Annotated in this window: 18 protein-coding genes and 1 rRNA gene; 17 read left to right on the top strand and 2 right to left on the bottom strand. The window is 70.9% G+C overall.

What is annotated here, in order from left to right:
• Window positions 1–54 precede the first annotated feature (54 nt).
• The 11 genes from rrf to xerD all read left to right on the top strand — a co-directional run bounded on the left by rrf (window position 55) and on the right by xerD (window position 12930).
• Window positions 55–171 (top strand): 5S ribosomal RNA (rrf, locus tag QH948_RS08755).
• Window positions 172–2150: 1979 nt separating this feature from the next.
• Entirely contained in the window at window positions 2151–2519 is a 369-nt protein-coding gene (locus QH948_RS08750; RefSeq protein ID WP_281144061.1) for a nuclear transport factor 2 family protein, read from the top strand.
• A 539-nt stretch (window positions 2520–3058) separates the two neighbouring features.
• A complete protein-coding gene (locus QH948_RS08745) occupies window positions 3059–5227 on the top strand; it encodes a hypothetical protein (RefSeq protein WP_281144060.1) in 2169 nt (722 codons plus the stop codon).
• Window positions 5224–6219 (top strand): HAD-IIA family hydrolase, encoded by a 996-nt coding sequence (locus tag QH948_RS08740; protein WP_281144059.1) that lies wholly within the window; start codon window positions 5224–5226, stop codon window positions 6217–6219. The genes QH948_RS08745 and QH948_RS08740 overlap by 4 nt, the downstream gene beginning before the upstream one ends.
• Window positions 6216–6425 carry a hypothetical protein gene (locus QH948_RS08735; protein WP_281144058.1) on the top strand — a complete coding sequence of 70 codons (210 nt, stop codon included), beginning with the start codon at window positions 6216–6218 and terminating at the stop codon, window positions 6423–6425. The genes QH948_RS08740 and QH948_RS08735 overlap by 4 nt, the downstream gene beginning before the upstream one ends.
• Window positions 6422–7138 carry a TlyA family RNA methyltransferase gene (locus tag QH948_RS08730; RefSeq protein ID WP_281144057.1) on the top strand — a complete coding sequence of 239 codons (717 nt, stop codon included), beginning with the start codon at window positions 6422–6424 and terminating at the stop codon, window positions 7136–7138. Before QH948_RS08735 ends, QH948_RS08730 begins: the two co-directional genes overlap by 4 nt.
• On the top strand, window positions 7129–8028 hold the full coding sequence (locus tag QH948_RS08725; RefSeq protein ID WP_281144056.1) for an NAD kinase: 900 nt from the start codon (window positions 7129–7131) through the stop codon (window positions 8026–8028). Before QH948_RS08730 ends, QH948_RS08725 begins: the two co-directional genes overlap by 10 nt.
• Window positions 8028–9701: a DNA repair protein RecN gene (recN, locus tag QH948_RS08720; protein ID WP_281144055.1), complete on the top strand. Its 1674-nt coding sequence runs from the start codon at window positions 8028–8030 to the stop codon at window positions 9699–9701. The genes QH948_RS08725 and recN overlap by 1 nt, the downstream gene beginning before the upstream one ends.
• A gap of 49 nt (window positions 9702–9750) precedes the next feature.
• Entirely contained in the window at window positions 9751–11391 is a 1641-nt protein-coding gene (gene pyrG / locus QH948_RS08715) for a CTP synthase (protein WP_281144054.1), read from the top strand.
• Between the two features lies 1 nt (window position 11392).
• Window positions 11393–12016, top strand: coding sequence for an NUDIX domain-containing protein (locus tag QH948_RS08710; protein WP_281144053.1), 624 nt, complete (start codon window positions 11393–11395; stop codon window positions 12014–12016).
• Window positions 12013–12930: a site-specific tyrosine recombinase XerD gene (xerD, locus tag QH948_RS08705; RefSeq protein ID WP_281144052.1), complete on the top strand. Its 918-nt coding sequence runs from the start codon at window positions 12013–12015 to the stop codon at window positions 12928–12930. The genes QH948_RS08710 and xerD overlap by 4 nt, the downstream gene beginning before the upstream one ends.
• A gap of 4 nt (window positions 12931–12934) precedes the next feature.
• On the opposite strand, the gene QH948_RS08700 is transcribed toward xerD, so the two are convergent.
• Window positions 12935–14227, bottom strand: coding sequence for a GNAT family N-acetyltransferase (locus QH948_RS08700; RefSeq protein ID WP_281144051.1), 1293 nt, complete (start codon window positions 14225–14227; stop codon window positions 12935–12937).
• Window positions 14228–14307: 80 nt separating this feature from the next.
• Here QH948_RS08700 and QH948_RS08695 point away from each other — a divergent pair, with 80 nt between their 5' ends.
• Genes QH948_RS08695 through QH948_RS08670 form a run of 6 tightly spaced genes read left to right on the top strand, consistent with a single transcriptional unit; the run spans window position 14308 to window position 18750 of the window.
• A complete protein-coding gene (locus tag QH948_RS08695) occupies window positions 14308–15234 on the top strand; it encodes a ParA family protein (protein WP_281144050.1) in 927 nt (308 codons plus the stop codon).
• Window positions 15231–15593, top strand: a complete 363-nt coding sequence (locus QH948_RS08690; RefSeq protein WP_281144049.1) for a hypothetical protein — start codon at window positions 15231–15233, stop codon at window positions 15591–15593. Before QH948_RS08695 ends, QH948_RS08690 begins: the two co-directional genes overlap by 4 nt.
• A complete protein-coding gene (locus QH948_RS08685; protein WP_281144048.1) occupies window positions 15590–16372 on the top strand; it encodes a segregation and condensation protein A in 783 nt (260 codons plus the stop codon). The genes QH948_RS08690 and QH948_RS08685 overlap by 4 nt, the downstream gene beginning before the upstream one ends.
• Window positions 16369–16959: an SMC-Scp complex subunit ScpB gene (scpB, locus tag QH948_RS08680; protein WP_281144047.1), complete on the top strand. Its 591-nt coding sequence runs from the start codon at window positions 16369–16371 to the stop codon at window positions 16957–16959. The genes QH948_RS08685 and scpB overlap by 4 nt, the downstream gene beginning before the upstream one ends.
• Complete coding sequence (locus QH948_RS08675; RefSeq protein ID WP_281144046.1) at window positions 16952–17689, top strand: pseudouridine synthase; 738 nt, start codon at window positions 16952–16954, stop codon at window positions 17687–17689. The genes scpB and QH948_RS08675 overlap by 8 nt, the downstream gene beginning before the upstream one ends.
• Before the next feature lie 35 nt (window positions 17690–17724).
• Entirely contained in the window at window positions 17725–18750 is a 1026-nt protein-coding gene (locus QH948_RS08670) for an FKBP-type peptidyl-prolyl cis-trans isomerase (RefSeq protein ID WP_281144045.1), read from the top strand.
• On the opposite strand, the gene gluQRS is transcribed toward QH948_RS08670, so the two are convergent.
• Complete coding sequence (gene gluQRS / locus QH948_RS08665; RefSeq protein ID WP_281144044.1) at window positions 18705–19625, bottom strand: tRNA glutamyl-Q(34) synthetase GluQRS; 921 nt, start codon at window positions 19623–19625, stop codon at window positions 18705–18707. The genes QH948_RS08670 and gluQRS overlap by 46 nt on opposite strands.
• Between the last annotated feature and the right edge of the window lie 30 nt (window positions 19626–19655).

Below are 19655 nucleotides of genomic sequence, written 5' to 3'. Positions count from 1 at the left end.
AATCCTTCCGGGTTGTGAGGGTGAGGGTTGTTCGTGGTACAGTTCAATAACTGTTTCGGTGGTCATAGCGAGAAGGAAACACCCGGTCCCATCCCGAACCCGGAAGTTAAGCTTCTCAGCGCCGATGGTACTGCAGCGGGGACGCTGTGGGAGACTAGGACGCCGCCGGACCAACACTTACAAGAGAGAGCACCCACCCCCCACCCGGGGCCGGGTGCTCTCTCTTTTTTCATGCCCCGACACCCCCCACACACTGCGACCCAGCCCCCGCACGCCCCTCGGCATCGTCGCCCGAAAACCGTTCAGTGCCCGATTCTGGTCGGTCCCAGCACGAGAAACGCACACCACCCCACCCCACAAACACTGGCCTCGCCACCCGAGAATCGTGCAGTGCCCGTTTCTCCCCGATCCGGCCACGAAAAACGCACAGCGGCCCTGGCGGAACATCCTGACCGGAGAGGATGAGCACATCCTCCCACCCGCCGACGACGTCAACGTTCACACACCCACAATCCCTCCACGACAAGTGTGTCGTGCTCATCACACCCCCGACGGTGGCGGCGGCCGCGGGGGAGGGAGGGACCGGGTTTTCCCGGCCGAGTACTCACGAGCACACATCGCCACGAGGAGGACCGGCGCCCACGCCGTCATCGGGGCGATCGCCGGCACCGTCGCGCTGGACATTGCCGGCGTAGATCCGCCGCGAGCCTTGACCGCTAGACCGCCGCGGTGGCACAGACGCAACTGTCGACCCGGAGAATCGTCCAGTGCCCGAGTTTCCCTGGTTTGGATCCGAGAACCGCACACCACCTGCAACCCCTCGACCCGGTCGCGTCCCGACCTCCGCGAGGCAGGAGGCCGGTCCTCATTCGCCTACCAGAGGACGCCGTGACCTTGTGATGAGCAAATCCTCCCGCCCACCGACGATAGCAACGTTCACACCCCAGATTCGCTCAACGACAAGTGTGTCGTGCTCATCGCTGCCGAGGGGGCCGCCAGACGGGACGAGGGTGCGTGGACGGCGTGCGTGAGTGGCTCTGGGAGCGCCCCCGCAGGGAAAGATGTGGGCGTTCCGGTGAAACGTGCTCTTTTTGTCGGCGGGGTGCGTCATAGTGAGTGCCGTGGCCGAGTACGCCACGCTTCGAACCCTTTCGGGCAGGGGAAGGGTGCTCCAGGTGGGCACCTGGATCCCGGACGTGAGCGGTGCCTGTGACTGGTGGGACACAGCTGGCGCTCAGGGGGATAGGGGTTCCCGGCCCACTCGTCACGAGTGGGCCGGGAACCTCCAAGGTGACCTAGCTGACCTCAAGCGCCACCCCTGCAGCCTTCCGCCTCTGGCGATGGCCAGTGGTGCGCTTAGGTCAACGTGACCCGGATGACTTGACCAGCGGCCTCCATCGCGACGCTGACCCCGATGCGACGCTGACCCCCGGCGCGACGCTGACCTTCTGATGCGAAGGGCCGTGCGCACTCCCAAGGGAGGGCCTTTCGAGGGTGTGATCGCCGAGCAACGGGATCAGAGCGCACGTCGCGGTTCACCGCACGTCGGTGGAGCGGGTGGCAAGGGTCTCCGCGTCGCGACAGGCCAACTGAAGCGGGGGAAGTCAGCTGTAGTAGGCGCGTCGGGCGTCGAACGGGCCGGCGGACAGCCCGAGGCCTGCTGTGCTTGCCCCGGTCAGGGTAGGTCTTCCGGCTGCAGATGGCGGGGCGGCCTTTCGAGACCGCGCTGGTGTGCACTCCGGGCGACGTGCTGCATCGGTTCTCTCAGGCCGGCGACTCGTCGAGGCAGGACTCCTCGGAGCAGTACGGCGCGGCTGGGCCAGTTGTCTGAGAGTGCCGCCACCTCCGGCCTCTGCGACAGGGCGGGCCTCCCGGGCGCGGGCAGACCCCGCCCGACAACGGGTGCAGGGGCTGAGCGCGACGGGCATTGTGCCTCACGGGGTCGTGTGACGGTCAGCTCGCGGCGGACGCGCGGACGGCTACTTCGGCAAGGATCTCCGTGCTCTGGCCTGGGCCTCAGGAGGTCGACGCGCGGCGAGCGTCACTGGCCGAGAAACGGCCGGGGTTCGGCGTCGGGCCGGGATCTGCTCAGCTGCTTGTGGGAGTGCACTCGATTGGCGGGTGATACGAGGGGTGCGTAAGTTTGGAGGATGGACAAGGCATCGGGTCAGGACGTCGTTCGGCTTGAGAAGGAACTGCTGACCTCGCCTACCCGGGCGAATGCGGCCCGGCTGGAGTTGCTGTTCCACCCGGAGTTCACCGAGGTCGGCCGCTCCGGACGCCTCTGGTCACGCAAGCAAATCATCGCGGGCCTCCTCAGCGAGGATGAGTGGCCGAAGGTCGCCACCGAGGACTGGAACGTCCAGGAACTCAGTCACAAGGTGGTCATGGTCACCTATCAGGCGCGACAGGGGCTGCGCGTGTCGAGGCACGTCTCCATCTGGATACGAGGCAAGGCGGGCCTGCAGCTGCGCTACCACCACGCGACGATCGTGCCCGACGTGGCGCTGTCGCGTTGAACTGGCCGGCTCGCATGATCGGGCTGATCGATGGTCCGGATTCGACTCGACGGCTGCGGCGGTGCGGCACCCTGTTCCCTGCTGAGCCCAGGTCAATGGCGGGGTGGTCGGGCCTCCTCCCGGTCAGCCGGTTTGCCTGGGGGAGTGCACCTGACTTCGGCATGGACCGGGACGAGTCGGCCATCCACAGGTCGAGACACGCCATGGTACTCACCACTGCCCGACCCCGCGCCGGAGGATCTCCGCCATCGTCAACGCCCGTTCGACGAGGTCTCTGCCCGGCAGGGGCCCCGGCACCCGCAGGGAGACCGTACCGGCTTAGGTGAGCTATCGGCCGTCGAGTGTCGATCTCCGACCGAGCGTCCCCGGCCCGATACTCGGTCGGGTACCTGCTGGGGCATGCTCTCGCCTGTCATGAAAACCCTGTCGCGGAACCGACGATCCCGCTTGCTCCAGCGCCCACAGATCCCGGGTTGGCCCGACAGCCACAACTTCCCGTCGGTTAGGGGTTGCGCGCCGAAGCTGGGATGATAGAGGTTATGTCGACTGATAAGCCCACGCCGGACGGCGAGCAGCGTCCCCACAACTCGGGACACGGATCCTCCGGAGGCGATCGTCGTCCACGTCGTGAGGGCGACGGCGAGCGTCGCCAGTGGAACAACAACCGCGATGACAACCGTGGCGGCGGGTACCGCGGGAACCGTGACGACAACCGTGGCGGGTATCAGGGCAACCGTTCCGGCGGTGGCTATAACCGTGATGACCGTGGTCCGCGTCGTGAGGGCGACGGGGAGCGTCGCCAGTGGAACAACAACCGCGATGACAACCGTGGCGGCGGGTACCGCGGGAACCGTGACGACAACCGTGGCGGGTATCAGGGCAACCGTTCCGGCGGTGGCTATAACCGTGATGACCGTGGTCCGCGTCGTGAGGGCGACGGGGAGCGTCGCCAGTGGAACAACAACCGCGATGACAACCGTGGCGGCGGGTACCGCGGGAACCGTGACGACAACCGTGGCGGGTATCAGGGCAACCGTTCCGGCGGTGGCTATAACCGTGATGACCGTGGCCCGCGCCGTGAGGGCGACGGGGAGCGTCGCCAGTGGAACAACAACCGCGATGACAACCGTGGCGGCGGGTACCGCGGCAACCGCGACGACAACCGCTCCGGCGGGTACCAGGGCAACCGCTCCGGCGGTGGCTACAACCGTGACGACCGTGGCCCGCGCCGTGAGGGCAACGGGGAGCGTCGCCAGTGGAACAACAACCGCGACGACAACCGCTCGGGCGGGTACCAGGGCAACCGCTCCGGCGGTGGCTACAACCGTGACGACCGTGGCCCGCGCCGTGAGGGCAACGGGGAGCGTCGCCAGTGGAACAACAACCGCGATGACAACCGTGGCGGCGGGTACCGCGGCAACCGCGACGACAACCGTTCAGGTGGTTACCAGGGCAACCGCTCCGGCGGGTACAACCGCGATGACAACCGCTCTGGCGGGTACCGCGGGAACCGTGACGACAACCGTGGCGGGTATCAGGGCAACCGTTCCGGCGGTGGCTATAACCGTGATGACCGTGGTCCGCGTCGTGAGGGCGACGGGGAGCGTCGCCAGTGGAACAACAACCGCGATGACAACCGTGGCGGCGGGTACCGCGGGAACCGTGACGACAACCGTGGTGGGTACCAGGGCAACCGCTCAGGCGGCGGCTACAACCGCGACGACCGTGGCCCGCGTCGTGAGGGCGACGGGGAGCGTCGCCAGTGGAACAACAACCGGGACGACGACAGGCAGGACACGCGCAAGCCGTGGCACCGCGCGCCGCAGGACCGCGAGGAGTACCAGGCCCACCCCGGCACCACGGCACGCGCCGACGAGCCGGGCACGCCAGATGGCTTCGACGCCAACGAGCTGCCGATGGGCGTGCGCGCCGAGCTCAAGGGCCTGCCGAAGGACCTGGCAGAGACCGTCGGCGCCCACATCTGGGCAGCAGGCAGGCTCATCGACGAGGACCCGGAGCAGGCATTCCGTCACGCGGAGGCAGCCCGTCGCCGCGCCGGGCGGCTCCCGGTCGTCCGTGAGGCTGCGGCGCTGACCGCCTACGCGGCGGGCGAGTACGCCGTCGCGCTGCGCGAGTTCAGGGCCCTGCGGCGGATGAACGGCGGCGACGAGCTGCTGCCCGTCATCGCCGACTGCGAGCGCGCCCTCGGCCGACCGCGTGACGCCCTCGAGGTCCTCGCCGAGCTCGACCCGCAGACCCGCGACATCGCGCTGCGGATCGAGGCGCTGCTCGTCGAGTCGGGCATCCGCGATCAGCTCGGGCAGCGCGCCGAGGCGCTCCGCCTGCTGAAGGCGGCGATCGGTCGGAAGATCGGCAGCCCCTACCACCAGGCCCGCCTGCGCTACGCCTACGCGAACCTGCTCGAGGAGTCTGGCGACAAGGACGGGGCCCGCCAGTGGTTCACCGCGGCCGCCCAGCTCGACTACAACAGCGAGCTCGACACCTCCGACCGCATCGCGGTCCTCGACGGGGTCGTGCTGCCCGACGACTTCTCCCTCGAGGAGGAGACCGAGGACGACGCCGCGGAGGAGCTCGTCGACGAGTCCGAAGCCGTCGACGGGGAATTGGAGGATCTCGACCTCGACGCGGACGAGTCCGCGCTCGAGGAGGCCGAGGCTGATGAGGAACCCGAGGAGGACGAGAAGTGACGGTGCGCGCGCTGGCCGAGTCGTACGACGCCGCCCTGTTCGACCTCGATGGTGTCATCTATCTCGGCCCGAAGGCGGTCGACGGGGTCCCCGAGGCGCTGGAGGAGCTGCGCTCGCGCGGAACCCACCTCGGGTTCGTGACGAACAACGCGGCCCGCACCCCCGCCACCGTTGCCGAGCACCTCACGAGCCTCGGGATCAGGGCCTCGCAGGACGACGTCGTGAACTCGACGCAGGCCACGCTGCGCATGCTGTCGGCGGACCTGCCCGCGGGCTCCCGCCTGCTGGCCGTCGGCACCGACGCGCTGCGGCAGCAGCTCACCGGAGCGGGCTTCGTCGTCGTCGACTCGCTCGACGACGACCCCGTCGCCGTTGTGCAGGGCTACCACCCGCAGCTGGTGTGGTCGCAGATCGAACAGGCGGCGCTCGCCGTGCAGCGCGGCGCCGCCTGGTACGCGACGAACCCCGACCTGACCCGGCCCACCGACCGGGGCATCGTCCCCGGCCTCGGCTCGCAGATCGCGATCGTGCGGGTCTGCGTCGACGTCGACCCGTTGATCGCCGGCAAGCCGTTCCGGCCACTGCTCGACGAGACCGTCCTGCGGATCGGCGCGGAGCACCCCATCTTCGTCGGCGACCGGACCGACACGGACATCCTCGGCGCGAACAACGTCGGCATGGACTCGCTCTTCGTCTTCACAGGGGCGCACGGCAAGGCCGACCTCGCCGACGCGGCCCCGGAGTTCCGGCCCACCTGGATCGGCTTCGACGCCGCAGCCCTGCTGGAGCCGCCGCGGGAGGCGTTCCTCGAGGGTCAGCGCTACACCTGCGGCTACCAGGAGGTCGACTTCACCGACGGCCTCGGCTGGCTGTCGACCCGCCCCGTCACGCGCGACGAGCAACTCGACGCGCTGTGGGCCGCGCTGCAGGCCCGGTGGCGCTTCGGCATCGACATCTCCGCGGTCCTGAACTCGCTGGATCTCCTGCGATGACCCAGCCCACGCCGCGCAGCGCCGCTCCGGCCGACGTGCGGCGTGTCGAGCTGGTCGCGGAGACCATGGACGGGCTCGCGGGCGTCGACCAGCTCCCGCTGGCGGAGCAGGCGGCCCGCCTCGACGCCGCCCAGCGCACGCTGGCCGCGGTGCTCAGCAACGACCCCTCCGTCGCCCAACCCGGCATCCCGGGGGTGCCGCGATGAGGCTCGACGTCGCCCTCGTGGACCGGGGGCTCGCCAGGTCCCGGACGCAGGCCGCCGCCCTGATCCGGGCCGGTCACGTCACGGTGGACGGTCGCACGATCGCCAAGCCGTCGTGGCCTGTGGCCGACGAGCAGACCATCGCCGCAGAGGCGGAGAAGTGGGTTTCCCGTGCGGCGCACAAGCTGATCGGCGCACTCGACGACAGCGGCGTGCAGGTGCCGCGTCGGGTGCTGGACGCCGGCGCGTCCACCGGAGGCTTCACGCAGGTATGCCTGGAGCGTGGCGCGGAGGCCGTGTACGCGGTCGACGTCGGCCACGGCCAGCTCGCCGACCTCATCCGCGACGACCCGCGCGTTCGGGTCCACGAGGGGCTCAACCTGCGCGACCTGACGCTGGAGCACCTCGACGGCGAGCCCGTCGACCTCATCGTCGGCGACGTGTCGTTCATCTCCCTGACGATCCTGCTGCCGCGTCTGCTGGGTGCCCTGAACTCTGACGGGGAGGCGTTGCTGCTCGTCAAGCCGCAGTTCGAGGTCGGCCGTGAGCGGCTCGCCCGTGGGGGCATCGTCCACGACCCGCGGCTGCGCAGGAAGGCCGTCGACGGCGTCGTCGCCGCCGCGGCGGAGCTCGGCTGGCGCGAGAGGTGGCGGGGGGAGTCGAGGTTGCCGGGGACGTCTGGCAATGTCGAGTTCTTCGTTAGGCTGTGCCCGTGAAGCAGCGAACGGTGGCGGTCCTCATCCACTCGACACGCGAGGACGCCGTCGGCAAGGCGGTCTCGTTCATCGCAGCACTTCACGACATGGGCTTCGACTTCCTGATCCAGGATCAGCACATCGACGCCATCCGCCAGGCCGTTCCAGGCGCGGACATCCGGCAGCTGAACGGCGACCCTGCCGAGATCTGTGTCGTGTTCGGCGGCGACGGCACCATCCTGCGCGCTGCCGAGTGGGCCAAGCCGCTCGGGGTTCCGCTGCTGGGGGTGAACCTCGGTCACGTCGGATTCCTCGCGGAACTCGAGCCCTCCGACATCGACGAGTTGCCGTCGGTCGTCGCGGAGCGCCGCTACCACGTGGAGGAGCGGCTCACGCTCCAGGTCAGCGTGCTCGACGCCGGTGGCGTCGAGGCCTGGCGCTCGACCGCCGTCAACGAGGTCTCGCTCGAGAAGGTCGCCCGCGAGCGCATGCTGAGCGTGATGGTCAGCATCGATGAACGCCCCCTGTCCCTGTGGGGCTGCGACGGGGTGCTCGTCGCGACCCCGACCGGCTCCACCGCCTACGGCTTCTCGGCCGGCGGCCCCATCGTGTGGCCCGACGTGCAGGCGATCGTCGTCGTGCCGCTCGCCGCCCACGCGCTCTTCAACCGGCCCATGGTGCTCAGCCCCTCGTCCCAGGTGAGTCTCGACGTGCCCGCAGACGCCACCACTGCCGGCATCCTGTGGTGCGACGGGCGACGGAGCCACGACCTCGGACCCGGCGAGCGGGTCCGTGTGACGGCCGACGCCGAGCCGCTGCGCATCGCGCGGCTGGGGGAGCAGCCCTTCACGACGCGGCTCGTCAAGAAGTTCGCCCTGCCGGTGGACGGCTGGCGGAGGAAGAACGCCTGATGCTCACCGCACTGAAGCTGACCGCCTTCGGGGTGGTCGACGAGTCGACCCTGGAACTCGGCCCGGGCCTGACCGCACTCACGGGTGAGACGGGCGCCGGCAAGACGATGATCGTCTCCGGCCTCGGGCACCTCCTCGGCGCGAGGGCGGACGCGGGCATCGTCCGCCGCGGGGCCCCGCGCGCCGTGGTCGAGGGCCGCTGGGAGGTCGGCGACGGCATCGCCGGGCGCGTGCGCGAGTTCGGCGGGGACGTCGACGACGGCGAGCTCGTCACGCTGCGGCAGGTGTCTGCCCAGGGCCGCTCCCGGGCGGTGGTCGGCGGGGCCGGGGTACCGGTGTCCACGCTGGCTGACCTTGTCGGGGAGTTCGCCACCATCCACGGGCAGTCGGGGCAGATCCGACTGTCGAACCCCGACCGGCAGCGCGAGCTGCTCGACGAGCACGCCCGGCCAGCCGAGCTCGCGCGGTATCGCGCCGACTTCGCCGAGCGGCGCGCCGCCGCCCACGAGCTGGCCGAGCTGGAGTCCGAGGCCATGGCCCGGGCCCGCGAGGCCGACATGCTGCGGTTCGGCCTCGACGAGATCGCCGCGGTCGACCCCCTGCCGGGCGAGGACGACGCGCTGGCGGCCGAGCAGGCGAAGCTCATGGACCTCGACGAGCTCCGCGAGCTGGCCGCCGCTGCGCACGAGGCCCTGTCCGGCAACGAGAACGACTACGACGCCATGGGCGTCGTCGGCCTCACCGGGACGGCCCGCAAGTCGATGACCCGGCTCTCCGACCGGGACGAGGCGGCCGCCCCACTGACGGCCCGCGCGACCGAGCTCGCGATGCTCGCGGCCGACCTTGCGGCCGATGTGGCCGGCTACATTGACGACCTGGTGGCCGACCCGCTGCGCCTCGAGGCCGTATCCGGGCGCCGCGCGGCGCTGGCCACCCTCACCCGCAAGTACGGCGCGACCGTCGACGAGGTGCTCGCCTGGGCCGCGTCCGGGGCCGCGCGCCTGGCCGAGCTCGACGGGTCCGACAGCCGCATCTTCGAGCTGCGCGACCGCATCGCAGGGCTCGACTCGTCGCTCGCCGCCGACGCCGCCGCGATCAGCGCGGCCCGCCACCGGGCGGCCGGCGAACTGGCGGCAGCGGTGAAGACGGAGCTCGCGGCGCTCGCGATGCCGCACGCGGAGCTGCGCTTCGACGTGTCGGACGCGCAACTCGGCCCGCACGGCGCGGACCGCATCGAGCTGCTGTTCTCCGCCAACCCCGGCTCCGAGCCCGCCCCCCTCGGCAAGGTCGCCTCCGGCGGCGAGCTGTCGCGCGTCAGGCTGGCGCTCGAGGTCGTGCTCGCCACGGGGGGCGAGGGACACACGTTCGTCTTCGACGAGGTCGACGCCGGCGTCGGCGGCGCCGTCGGCCTGGAGATCGGGCGCAGGCTGCAGCGGCTGGCCGAGAAGAGCCAGGTGATCGTCGTGACGCACCTCGCGCAGGTCGCGGCCTTCGCCGACGCACACTTCGTCGTCGCGAAGGCCAGCGACGGCCAGGTCACCACCTCCGGCGTGCGGTCGCTGACCCACGATGAGCGGGCCGCGGAACTCGCCCGGATGATGGGCGGGGAGTCCGATTCCGACTCCGGACTCAGCCACGCGCGCGACCTCCTGGCCCGTGCCGGACGAGGGTGACGCGCGGGGTTTTCACGAGATGGGCCCGCAGGCGGTACGCTGAAGTTCCGTGGATAGCTCCAAGGTCACCAAGCACATCTTCGTCACCGGCGGCGTCGTCAGCTCCCTGGGTAAGGGACTCACAGCCTCAAGCCTCGGCAGCCTGCTCATTGCTCGAGGCCTGAGGGTCACGATGCAGAAGCTGGACCCGTACCTCAACGTGGATCCCGGCACCATGAACCCCTTCCAGCACGGCGAGGTGTTCGTGACGGAGGACGGCGCCGAGACCGACCTCGACATCGGCCACTACGAGCGGTTCCTCGACGTGAACCTCTCCGCCAACGCCAACGTCACCACCGGGCAGGTGTACTCGACCGTCATCGCGAAGGAGCGCCGCGGCGAGTTCCTCGGCGACACCGTCCAGGTCATCCCGCACATCACGGGCGAGATCCGCGACCGGATGCTCGCGATGGGCACCGACGACGTGGACATCGTGATCCACGAGATCGGCGGCACCGTCGGCGACATCGAATCCCTGCCCTTCCTCGAGGCCGCCCGCCAGGTACGCCACGAAATCGGCCGCGAGAACGTCTTCTTCCTGCACGTTTCCCTCGTGCCGTTCATCAAGCCTTCCGGCGAGATGAAGACCAAGCCCACGCAGCACTCGGTGGCCGCCCTGCGCCAGGTCGGCATCCAGCCCGACGCGCTCGTCTGCCGCTCCGCGTTCGAGGTCAGCGCCTCGCTGAAAAAGAAGATCGCGCTGATGTGCGACGTCGACGTCGAGGCTGTCGTCTCCTGCGCCGACGCGCCCAGCATCTACGCCATCCCCAAGGTCCTGCACGCCGAGGGGCTCGACGCCTACGTCGTGCGACGCCTCGGTGTCCCGTTCCGCGACGTCAACTGGGATTCGTGGGACGACCTGCTCGAGCGCGTCGACTACCCGCGCGCGCAGGTCACCGTCGCGCTGGTGGGCAAGTACATCGACCTGCCCGACGCCTACCTGTCCGTCTCCGAGGCGCTCCGCGCCGGCGGTTTCGCGCACCGCGCCCGCGTCACCATCAAGTGGGTCCGCTCCGACGACTGCGACACACCCGAGGGTGCGGCGCGCGAGCTGAGCGAGGCCGACGCCGTCTGCGTGCCCGGCGGCTTCGGCATCCGCGGCGTCGAGGGCAAGCTCGGCGCGCTGCGCTTCGCTCGCGAGCACAAGATCCCCACGCTCGGCCTGTGCCTCGGCCTGCAGTGCATGGTGATCGAGGCCGCCCGCAACCTCGCGGGCATCGAGGGCGCCGCGTCCAGCGAGTTCGACCCCGCGACCCCCGACCCCGTCATCGCGACCATGGCCGAGCAGGTCGAGATCGTCTCCGGCGGGGGAGACCTCGGCGGCTCGATGCGTCTCGGGTCCTACCCGGCCGAGCTCGTGCCCGGCTCCCAGGTCGCCCGCGCCTACGGTGCGACGACCGTCGAAGAACGCCACCGTCACCGCTACGAGGTCAACAACGCCTACCGTGGCCGCCTCGAGGAGGCCGGGCTGGTCATCTCCGGCACATCGCCCGACTCGTCGCTTGTCGAGTTCGTCGAGCTGCCCGCCGACGTCCACCCGTACTACGTCGCGACGCAGGCGCACCCCGAGCTGAAGTCGCGCCCGACGCGCCCGCACCCGCTGTTCGCCGGCCTGATCGGCGCCGCGCTGCAGCGCCGAGAGGGCAACTGACGTGCACGGCGACGACCTCGTCTCCTGGCCCGTCACCTCGCACGAGGTGCTCGCCGCCGGCGCCGTGTCCAGCTTCGTCGAGGACGAGGTGACCACCCCCTCGGGCGAGTCGATGCGCCGCCAGTACCTCACCCACCCCGGCGCGGTCGCGATCGTCGCGTGGGACGAGAAGTCCGACGAGGTCGCCGTGGTACGCCAGTACCGCCACCCGGTCCGCATGGAGATGGTGGAGATCCCCGCAGGCCTGCTCGACGTCGACGGCGAGGACTACCTGGCCGCCGCGGCGCGCGAGCTGGCGGAGGAGGCAGAGCTGGCCGCCGACACCTGGAACGTGCTGGTCGACGTGTGCACGAGCCCGGGCGGCCTGGCGGAGAACCTGCGCGTCTACCTCGCGCGCGGCCTGCGGCCGGCCGAGCGGCCGGACGGGTTCGAGCTCGAGGGCGAGGAGGCGCATATGCTGCACACCTTCGTCCCGCGCGCCGAGCTTCTCGACGCCATCTTCGAGGGACGCTGCGGATCGCCCAGCCTCGCCGCCGGGCTGCTGTCGCTGGAGGCGGCCCGCCTCGGCGGCAGGCTCGAGACGCTCCGCCCCGGCGACGCCGACTGGCCGGCCCGCCGGGCATGAGCCAGGGGATCGGCGAGTCGATCGCCGACTACCTCAACCATGCCCGGGCTGAGCGGGGCCTTTCTGCCAACACCGTCGCGGCCTACCGACGCGACCTCGGCCTCTACCGCGACTTCCTCGCCTCCCGAGGCATCGGGAACCTCGCCGAGGTCACGCCTGTCGAGGTGACCGAGTTCGTGCGCGAGCTCGCGCACGAGCAGGCCCCGGCCTCGGTCGCCCGGCACGTCGTCAGCGTCCGCAACCTCCACCAGTTCGCCGCGGACGAGGGGCTCACGCCGACCGACCCGGCCGCCGACGTGTCGCCGCCCCGCCTGGAGAGACGCCTCCCGAAGGCGCTACCCGTCGACGTGGTGGCGGCGATCCTCGAGGCCCCGGACACGGACACCGTCGAGGGTCTCCGCGACGCCGCCCTGCTCGAGCTCCTCTACGGCACCGGCGCACGCGTCTCCGAGGTCTGCGGACTCGACGTCGACGACCTCACCGACGCGCTCGACGGCCGCGAATCCGGTCTCAGGCTGCTCGGCAAGGGCGGCAAGGAACGCGCCGTGCCACTCGGCAGCTACGCGGCCGCCGCCGTGCAGGCGTACCTCGTGCGCGCACGACCGCAGCTCGCCGCGCACGCCGCGCGACCGTCGCCCGCGCTGCTGCTCAACAGCCTGGGGCGCAGGCTCAGCAGGCAGAGCGCCTGGGCCGTCATCCAGCGGGCAGCGGCCGGCGCGGGGGTCACGCAGGACGTGTCGCCGCACTCGCTCAGGCACTCGTTCGCGACGCACCTGCTCGACGGGGGGGCCGACCTGCGCGTGGTGCAGGAGCTGCTCGGGCACTCGTCGGTCGCCACGACGCAGATCTACACGCTGGTCACGATCGAGCACCTGCGCGAGGTCCACGCCGCCGCCCACCCGCGGGCGCGCTGACGCCTCAGAACCAGGACAGGTTCCTCGGCTGCCCGGTGGTGGCGAAGAGCGTCGAGAACACGCCAAGCGCCTCGTCGTCCCCGCTCACGCGCCCCGCATCGATCAGAGTCGACGGTGCCGTGCCGCCCAGCCAGAGGCCGGCCAGCGTTTCGACGCCGACCCTCACCTCGGGGGCCGCCGGATCGTCGGGCTCCGCCCGTGTGCAGACCGCGCGGCCGTCGGCGACCTCCAGCAGCCAGCTGCCCGCGCAGAACCCCAGTTTGTCGTCCACCGTCAGGGTGATCGCTCCGGCGCCCGCGAAGGAGCGTCCGGCCGCGGCCGTCGGGAGGTCCAGGATCCGCAGCCACATGTGGTCGTGGGAGCGGGTCACCTTGACCGCGCGTCGGTCGACCAGCGACCAGTCGAGCGAGTCGTCCGCGTTGGGCTGGTCGTAGCTCAGGACGTCGATCAGGTCGATGCCGGCCAGCCCGCGCCACAGTGCCCGCTCCACCGCGGGGTCGGCGGCGAGCACCGTCCCGACCTCGGCCGTCACCGGCGGATCGTCCAGCTGACGCGGCGTGAACGTGGCCAGCCCGTCCAGGGTGCCGGCGGCGTCGAAGTGCGCCAGGTGCCGCAGCGTGGTGGACGGGCTCTGGGCAGATGCGTCCCACTGGCCCGAGATGACCATCACGTCGCCATGCCCCGGCGACACCGAACCGCGGTGTCGGGACCTGTGGGCGGCGAAGAGCTTCACGATCTCGTCCTTGACCGAGGCCGGATCCACGATCTCCAGGGTTCCGGAGGCGACATCGGCGTCCGGCCGGAATTCCACGCGGCGCGTCTCGACGTCCACGTGGCGCCAGGAGTCGGCGGGGGCGAAGCCGAAGCGCCCGTAGATGCCGGCCTCGGAGGCGCTGAGCGCCGCCAGCGGCAGCCCGCGCTCCCGGGCCTCTCCGAGCGCCTCGACCATCAGGACCGTCAGGAGGCCGCGGCGACGGTGGCTGACACGCACGCCGATGGTCTCGATCGCCAGCACGCCCATCTCGGCCGCGCCGGTGTTCACCACGCGGTCGGAGGAGTTGAACCCCGCGACGGGCACGCGCCCCTCCAGGCCGGGCCCCTCGGCCGTCACCATCCGCAGCCGCGCGCTGCCGGCCCTGCGGTGGTCGCGGAACACCTGCAGGCCGGCCTCGCCGGCGCGCGGCGCGAGCAGGGGCGAGCGGATCGCATCCAGGAACTGCGCCCAGCGTCGGTCGTCGTCCGGGGTGTCCAGGGGCAGCGATTCGAGGCGGTAGGGCTCGTTGAGGAGGCTCGTCATGCTGCTCAGGTTACCGGCGGCCCGCACAGCCTCGCAGCACGGCATACTAAGGTCGGTGTGTTGCTGAGGCACGAGGAGGCATGGCTGTGGCGGAGGACTCATTGTTCGAGACCCCGAGGTTCGAGGTACCCGAGAACGGATCGGCGACGCTGGTGGAGACCGGCGATCTCGGGCCCACCGGACGTCCCCTGCCCACGTTCCCCCAACCCGGCCCGCCCGCCCCGGGGCCGAAGCACGCCGTCATCATCTCGATGTGCAACCAGAAGGGCGGCGTCGGCAAGACGACCACCACGATCAACCTGGGTGCAGCGATCGCCGAGACGGGGCGCCGGGTTCTGCTGGTGGACTTCGACCCCCAGGGCTCGCTGTCCGTCGGCCTCGGCGTCAACCCCCACACGCTCGAGAAGTCCATCTACAACCTGCTGCTGAGCCGTGACTACACGCCGCAGGAGGTCATCCGGCACTCCAACGTCGACGGCCTCGACATCCTCCCGAGCAACATCGACCTGTCCGCCGCCGAGGTGCAGCTCGTCAGCGAGGTGGCCCGCGAGCAGACCCTGACCCGCGTGCTGAAGAAGCTGCGCGGCGACTACGACTACATCCTCGTCGACTGCGCGCCGAGCCTCGGCCTGCTGACCATCAACGCGCTGACTGCCAGCGACTACGTGATCATGCCGCTCGAATGCGAGTTCTTCGCCCTGCGCGGCATCGCCCTGCTGACCGACACCATCTCCAAGGTCCAGGACCGGCTCAACCCCGACCTGTTGACCCTCGGCATCCTCGGCACCATGTACGACGCGCGGACGCTGCACACGCGCGAGGTTCTCGAGCGTGTCGTGCAGGCCTTCGGCGACGACGTGTTCCACACCGTCATCCGCCGCACGATCAAGTTCCCCGAGACCACCGTCGCGGGGGAGCCGATCACCACCTACGCCACCTCCTCCCCGGGCGCCGACGCCTACCGTCAGCTCGCCCGCGAGGTGCTCCTGCGGGTCGGCGACCAGTGAACCGACGCGCTTCCCTGCCCGGAGCCAACGAGCTGTTCCGGCCGACGAAGAACCCCGCTCCCATCCCGGAGCCGGCCGTCGAGCCGGAGCCCGACAACGCTGCTGCGTCCCCCGCCGGGCGCGGCGCGGCCGGCAGCGGTCCGGCGTCCGGCCGGGTCAGGCACGACCACAAGATCACCGTGTACTTCAGCGAGGAAGAGCTTCTCGCGCTGGAGGACGCCAACCTCGAGCTGCGGCGCACGCACGGCATCCGCGTCGACAGGGGCCGGATCGTGCGGGTGGCCGTGGCGCAGGCGCTCGCCGATCTGCAGGCCAACGGCGCCGCCGCCTTCCTCGTGAGCGAGCTCGACGAGCAGTGAGCGAGTTCGCGGTCCGGCTGAGCAACTTCGAGGGCCCCTTCGACCTGCTGCTCACCCTGATCTCGCGCCGGGAACTCGACGTGACCGAGGTCGCGCTCAGCCAGGTCACCGACGAATTCATCGCCTATGTCCGCGCTGGCGGTGAGGTGTGGGACCTGGAGAAGACCAGCTCCTTCCTCGTCGTCGCAGCCACCCTGCTCGACCTGAAGGCCGCCAGGCTGCTGCCGGGGGGAGAGGTCGACGACGCGGAGGACGTGGCGGCCCTCGAGGCCCGCGACCTGCTGTTCGCCCGGCTGCTGCAGTACCGCGCCTTTAAGGAGGTCGCCGCCTGGCTGCAGGCGACGATCGAGGTCGCTTCCTCGACCCACTGGCGCCCTGGCGGCCTCGAGGAACAGTTCGCCTCAGTCATGCCCGAGGTGGAGTTACGCATCACGGCCGCCGACCTCGCGCGCCTCGCCGCCGCCGCGATGGCCCCGCCGCCCGCCGTGGAGCTGACGCACCTGCACGGCAGCACGGTTTCCCTGAGCGAGCAGGTCGGCCTCGTCGCCGAGCGGCTCCGACGCGACGGCACCAGCACCTTCCGCGCGCTGATCGCCGGTTGCGACCGGCTCACGAGCGTCGTCAGGTTCCTGGCGATCCTGGAGCTGTTCCGCGCCCAGCAGATCTCGCTGGACCAGGTCGAGCCGCTTGCCGACCTCACCGTCGCGTGGACGGCCGGCGACGCCGACACCGCCGACGTGACAGACGACTACGACGCAGCCCCGAGCGAGGACCCATGAGCATCACCCCAGCGCTGGAGGCCATGCTGCTCATGGCCACGGACTCCGTCACCGTCGCCGACCTCGCCGCCGCACTCGGCGTCCCCGAGGCGGAGGTCACCGCGGCGCTGGAGGACAGCGCGGCCTTCTACCAGGAGCACGGCAGGGGCATCCGGCTGCTGCGGGTCGCCGGCGGCTGGCGCTTCGCCACCGACCCGGAGCTGGCGCCCGTCCTCGAGAGCTGGCTCGTGGCCGACCAGCGCAGCTGCCTGAGCCAGGCCGCCCTCGAGACCCTGGCGGTCATCGCCTACCTGCAGCCCGTCTCCCGCGGCCGCGTCGCCGGCGTGCGTGGCGTCAACGTCGACGGCGTGGTCCGGACGCTGCTGCTCCGCGGCCTCATCAGCGAGCAGGGGGAGGACCCCGTCACCGGGGCCATGACGTTCGTCACCACCCCCCTGTTCCTGCAGAAGCTCGGCCTCGACTCGCTGTCCGACCTGCCCGATCTGGCGCCACTGCTACCCGACGCCGTAGCCTTGGAGGCTGAGCTGGGCCAGCTCGCCGCCGAGAGGGCGCCGGGAACCCCGGCCGAGGAGGACACCCGTGAGTGAAGAGACAGAGGGCGTGCGCCTGCAGAAGGTGCTCGCCGCCGCCGGCGTCGCGTCCCGACGCGCCAGCGAGATCCTGATCGAGGAGGGTCGGGTCGAGGTCAACGGCCAGGTCGTCACCGAGCAGGGGCGCCGCGTGAACCCGGACCGCGACCAGATCCGCGTCGACGGGTCCCGCATCCCGCCGCCGCGCCGCCACCAGTACCTGGTGCTGAACAAGCCCCGCGGCGTCGTGTCGACCATGGACGACCCTGAGGGCCGCCCCACCCTGTCGGAGTACCTGCCGCGCACCGCCCAGCGGCTCTTCCACGTCGGCCGGCTCGACACCGACACCGAGGGCATCATCATCCTCACCAACGACGGCGAGTTTGCGCACCGGCTCGCCCACCCCAGCTACGAGGTGCCGAAGACCTACTTCGTGCAGGCCGCCGGCGTGATGGACAACCACGCCGTCAAGCGCCTCGCCAAGGGCGTCCGCCTCGACGACGGACCCGTGAAGCCCGACAAGGTCAAGCTCATCAGCCGAGGCAAGGACGCCACCCTGTTGGAGATCACGATCCACTCCGGCCGCAACCGCGTGGTGCGCCGCATGATGGACACCGTCGGCCACCCCGTCGACCGGCTCGGACGCACCGGCATCGGTCCCGTCCGCCTGGGCAACCTGCCCGTCGGGGAGGTCCGCGACCTGACCCGCGAGGAACTCGGCGCGCTGCTGGACCTGGTGGGCCTGTGAGAGGCCCCACAGGTGGCTGGGCTACCATTCCCCGCGTGACTGTTTCCCCCGCCACGCTGCGTCGCGCCCTGCTGGGCGTCACCGCGGCCTCCATGATCGCCCTGTCCGCCTGCTCGACGACGACCACGGACTCGAGGTCGGCCGCCTCGCCCAGCGTCTCGGAGAGCGCGAGCGCGAGCGCCAGCCCCAGCGAGTCGGCCAGCCCCACGGTCTCCATCAGCCCGTCCGCGGACCTGAGCGCCATCACCGTCAGCGACGAGGACACGCCCGTCATCACGTTCGACGCTCCGTGGGCCATCAGCTCCACGCAGACGAAGGTGCTGCGCGAGGGTGGCTCGCAGGTCGTCGGCGACACGGCGACCGTCACCGTCAACTACGTCGGCGTCAACGGCCGCACCGGCGAGATCTTCGACAGCTCCTACGAGCGGGGCGAGAGCACCTCGTTCCCGCTCGACCAGGTCATCACCGGCTTCAAGACCGGCCTGGCCGGCCAGGCCGTCGGATCCCGCGTCCTGATCGGCATCCCCAGCGAGGACGGCTACCCGGACGGCACCTCGACCGGCACCATCGAGGCCGGCGACTCGCTGCTGTTCGTCGTCGACATCCTGAGCTCCAGCTTCGACGAGGCCACCGGCACCGCCGTCGACCCGGTCGACGGCCTCCCGACGGTCACCATGACCGACGACGGCCCGACGATCGCCATCGCCGACGGCGACAAGGCGCCCTCCAAGCTCGTCTCCCAGATCCTCATCAAGGGCCCCGGCGCCAAGGTGAAGGAGGACTCCACCGTCACGGTCAAGTACCGCTCGTGGAACTACGCCGACCCCGACACGATCTTCGAGGACGCGTGGACCTCGCAGACCGGTGAGCTCGCGAACCTGATCGACGGCTGGAAGGAGGGCCTGGTGGGCAAGACCGCCGGCTCCCGCGTCCTGCTCGTCGTGCCGCCGGCGCAGGCCTACCCCGACGGCCTGCCGAGCGCTACCCCGTCGCTCGCGGCCGGCCAGACGCTGGTCTACGTCATCGACATCCTGGATGTCGCCGAGACTGCGACGAGCTGACCCCCGTCCCACACCGCTCCCGAGAAGAAGCGCTGATCGCCAGGCATGGCGGCCAGCGCTTCTTCCGTCGTACGGCAGGAGCCCAGCCCGAGCGAGGCGGTGAGCATCGCGAGCACGTCCTCAGGGGCTCGGGGCGAGAGGTCCGCGAGCGTGACCGACCCGTCGCGCTTAGCCAGCCGCTCGCCGCGGGAGTTGGTCACGAGCCCGATGTGCGCATAGGCGGCCGGCGCGCCGCCCAGCGCCCGCGTCAGCCAGGCCTGGCGCAGGGCCGAGCTGAGCAGGTCGGCCCCGCGGGTGACGTGCGTTACGCCCATCGCGATGTCGTCGACCACGACCGCCAGGTTGTAGGCGTACTGCCCGTCGCCGCGCACCAGCACGAAGTCGTCGACGTTGCCCGTCACCTCCCCGGCGTGCGCGTCCAGCACGGTGCAGGAGGCTCCGCCGGCGTCGACGCGCAGCGCAGCGGGCCGGGTTGCGCGCTTCGCCGCCCGTTGTGCCTCGGTCAGGTCCCGGCACGTCCCGGGATAGGGGCGGTACCCGTCGCCATGCGGGGCGGAGGCCGCCTCCGCGATCTCCCGGCGCGTGCAGTAGCATTCGTAGGTCGGCAGCCGTGCCACGGCGTCGCGGTAGGCCGCCAGGCGCTCCGACTGGCGCACGATTCCGCCATCCCAGTCGAGCCCCAGGGAGTGGAGGTCGGCCAGCTGCCGCCCCTCGACCCCCTCGGCGGCGCGGACGCGAGCAGTGTCGAGGTCCTCGACCCGCATGAGCCACTGCCCGCCGGCCGCCTTCGCCAGCAGCCAGCCCGCGAGCGCCGTGCGGAGGTTGCCGAGGTGCAGATCGGAGGTCGGGCTCGGCGCGTAGCGGTCCACATGCATGGTCCCCATCATGCCGTCACACCGCACCCG

It is taken from the genome of Tessaracoccus lacteus (assembly GCF_029917005.1).
Classification (GTDB): Bacteria; Actinomycetota; Actinomycetes; order Propionibacteriales; family Propionibacteriaceae; genus Arachnia; species Arachnia lactea.
This window is presented reverse-complemented; position numbering and strand designations above follow the sequence as displayed.

Coding starts and splice junctions, on each gene's coding strand:
- xerD (WP_281144052.1), top strand. CDS start 12,013: ATGAGCCAGGGGATCGGCGAGTCGATCGCCGACTACCTCAACCATGCC.
- scpB (WP_281144047.1), top strand. CDS start 16,369: ATGAGCATCACCCCAGCGCTGGAGGCCATGCTGCTCATGGCCACGGAC.
- recN (WP_281144055.1), top strand. CDS start 8,028: ATGCTCACCGCACTGAAGCTGACCGCCTTCGGGGTGGTCGACGAGTCG.
- QH948_RS08730 (WP_281144057.1), top strand. CDS start 6,422: ATGAGGCTCGACGTCGCCCTCGTGGACCGGGGGCTCGCCAGGTCCCGG.
- QH948_RS08745 (WP_281144060.1), top strand. CDS start 3,059: ATGTCGACTGATAAGCCCACGCCGGACGGCGAGCAGCGTCCCCACAAC.
- gluQRS (WP_281144044.1), bottom strand. CDS start 19,625: ATGCATGTGGACCGCTACGCGCCGAGCCCGACCTCCGATCTGCACCTC.
- QH948_RS08735 (WP_281144058.1), top strand. CDS start 6,216: ATGACCCAGCCCACGCCGCGCAGCGCCGCTCCGGCCGACGTGCGGCGT.
- QH948_RS08750 (WP_281144061.1), top strand. CDS start 2,151: ATGGACAAGGCATCGGGTCAGGACGTCGTTCGGCTTGAGAAGGAACTG.
- QH948_RS08700 (WP_281144051.1), bottom strand. CDS start 14,227: ATGACGAGCCTCCTCAACGAGCCCTACCGCCTCGAATCGCTGCCCCTG.
- QH948_RS08695 (WP_281144050.1), top strand. CDS start 14,308: ATGGCTGTGGCGGAGGACTCATTGTTCGAGACCCCGAGGTTCGAGGTA.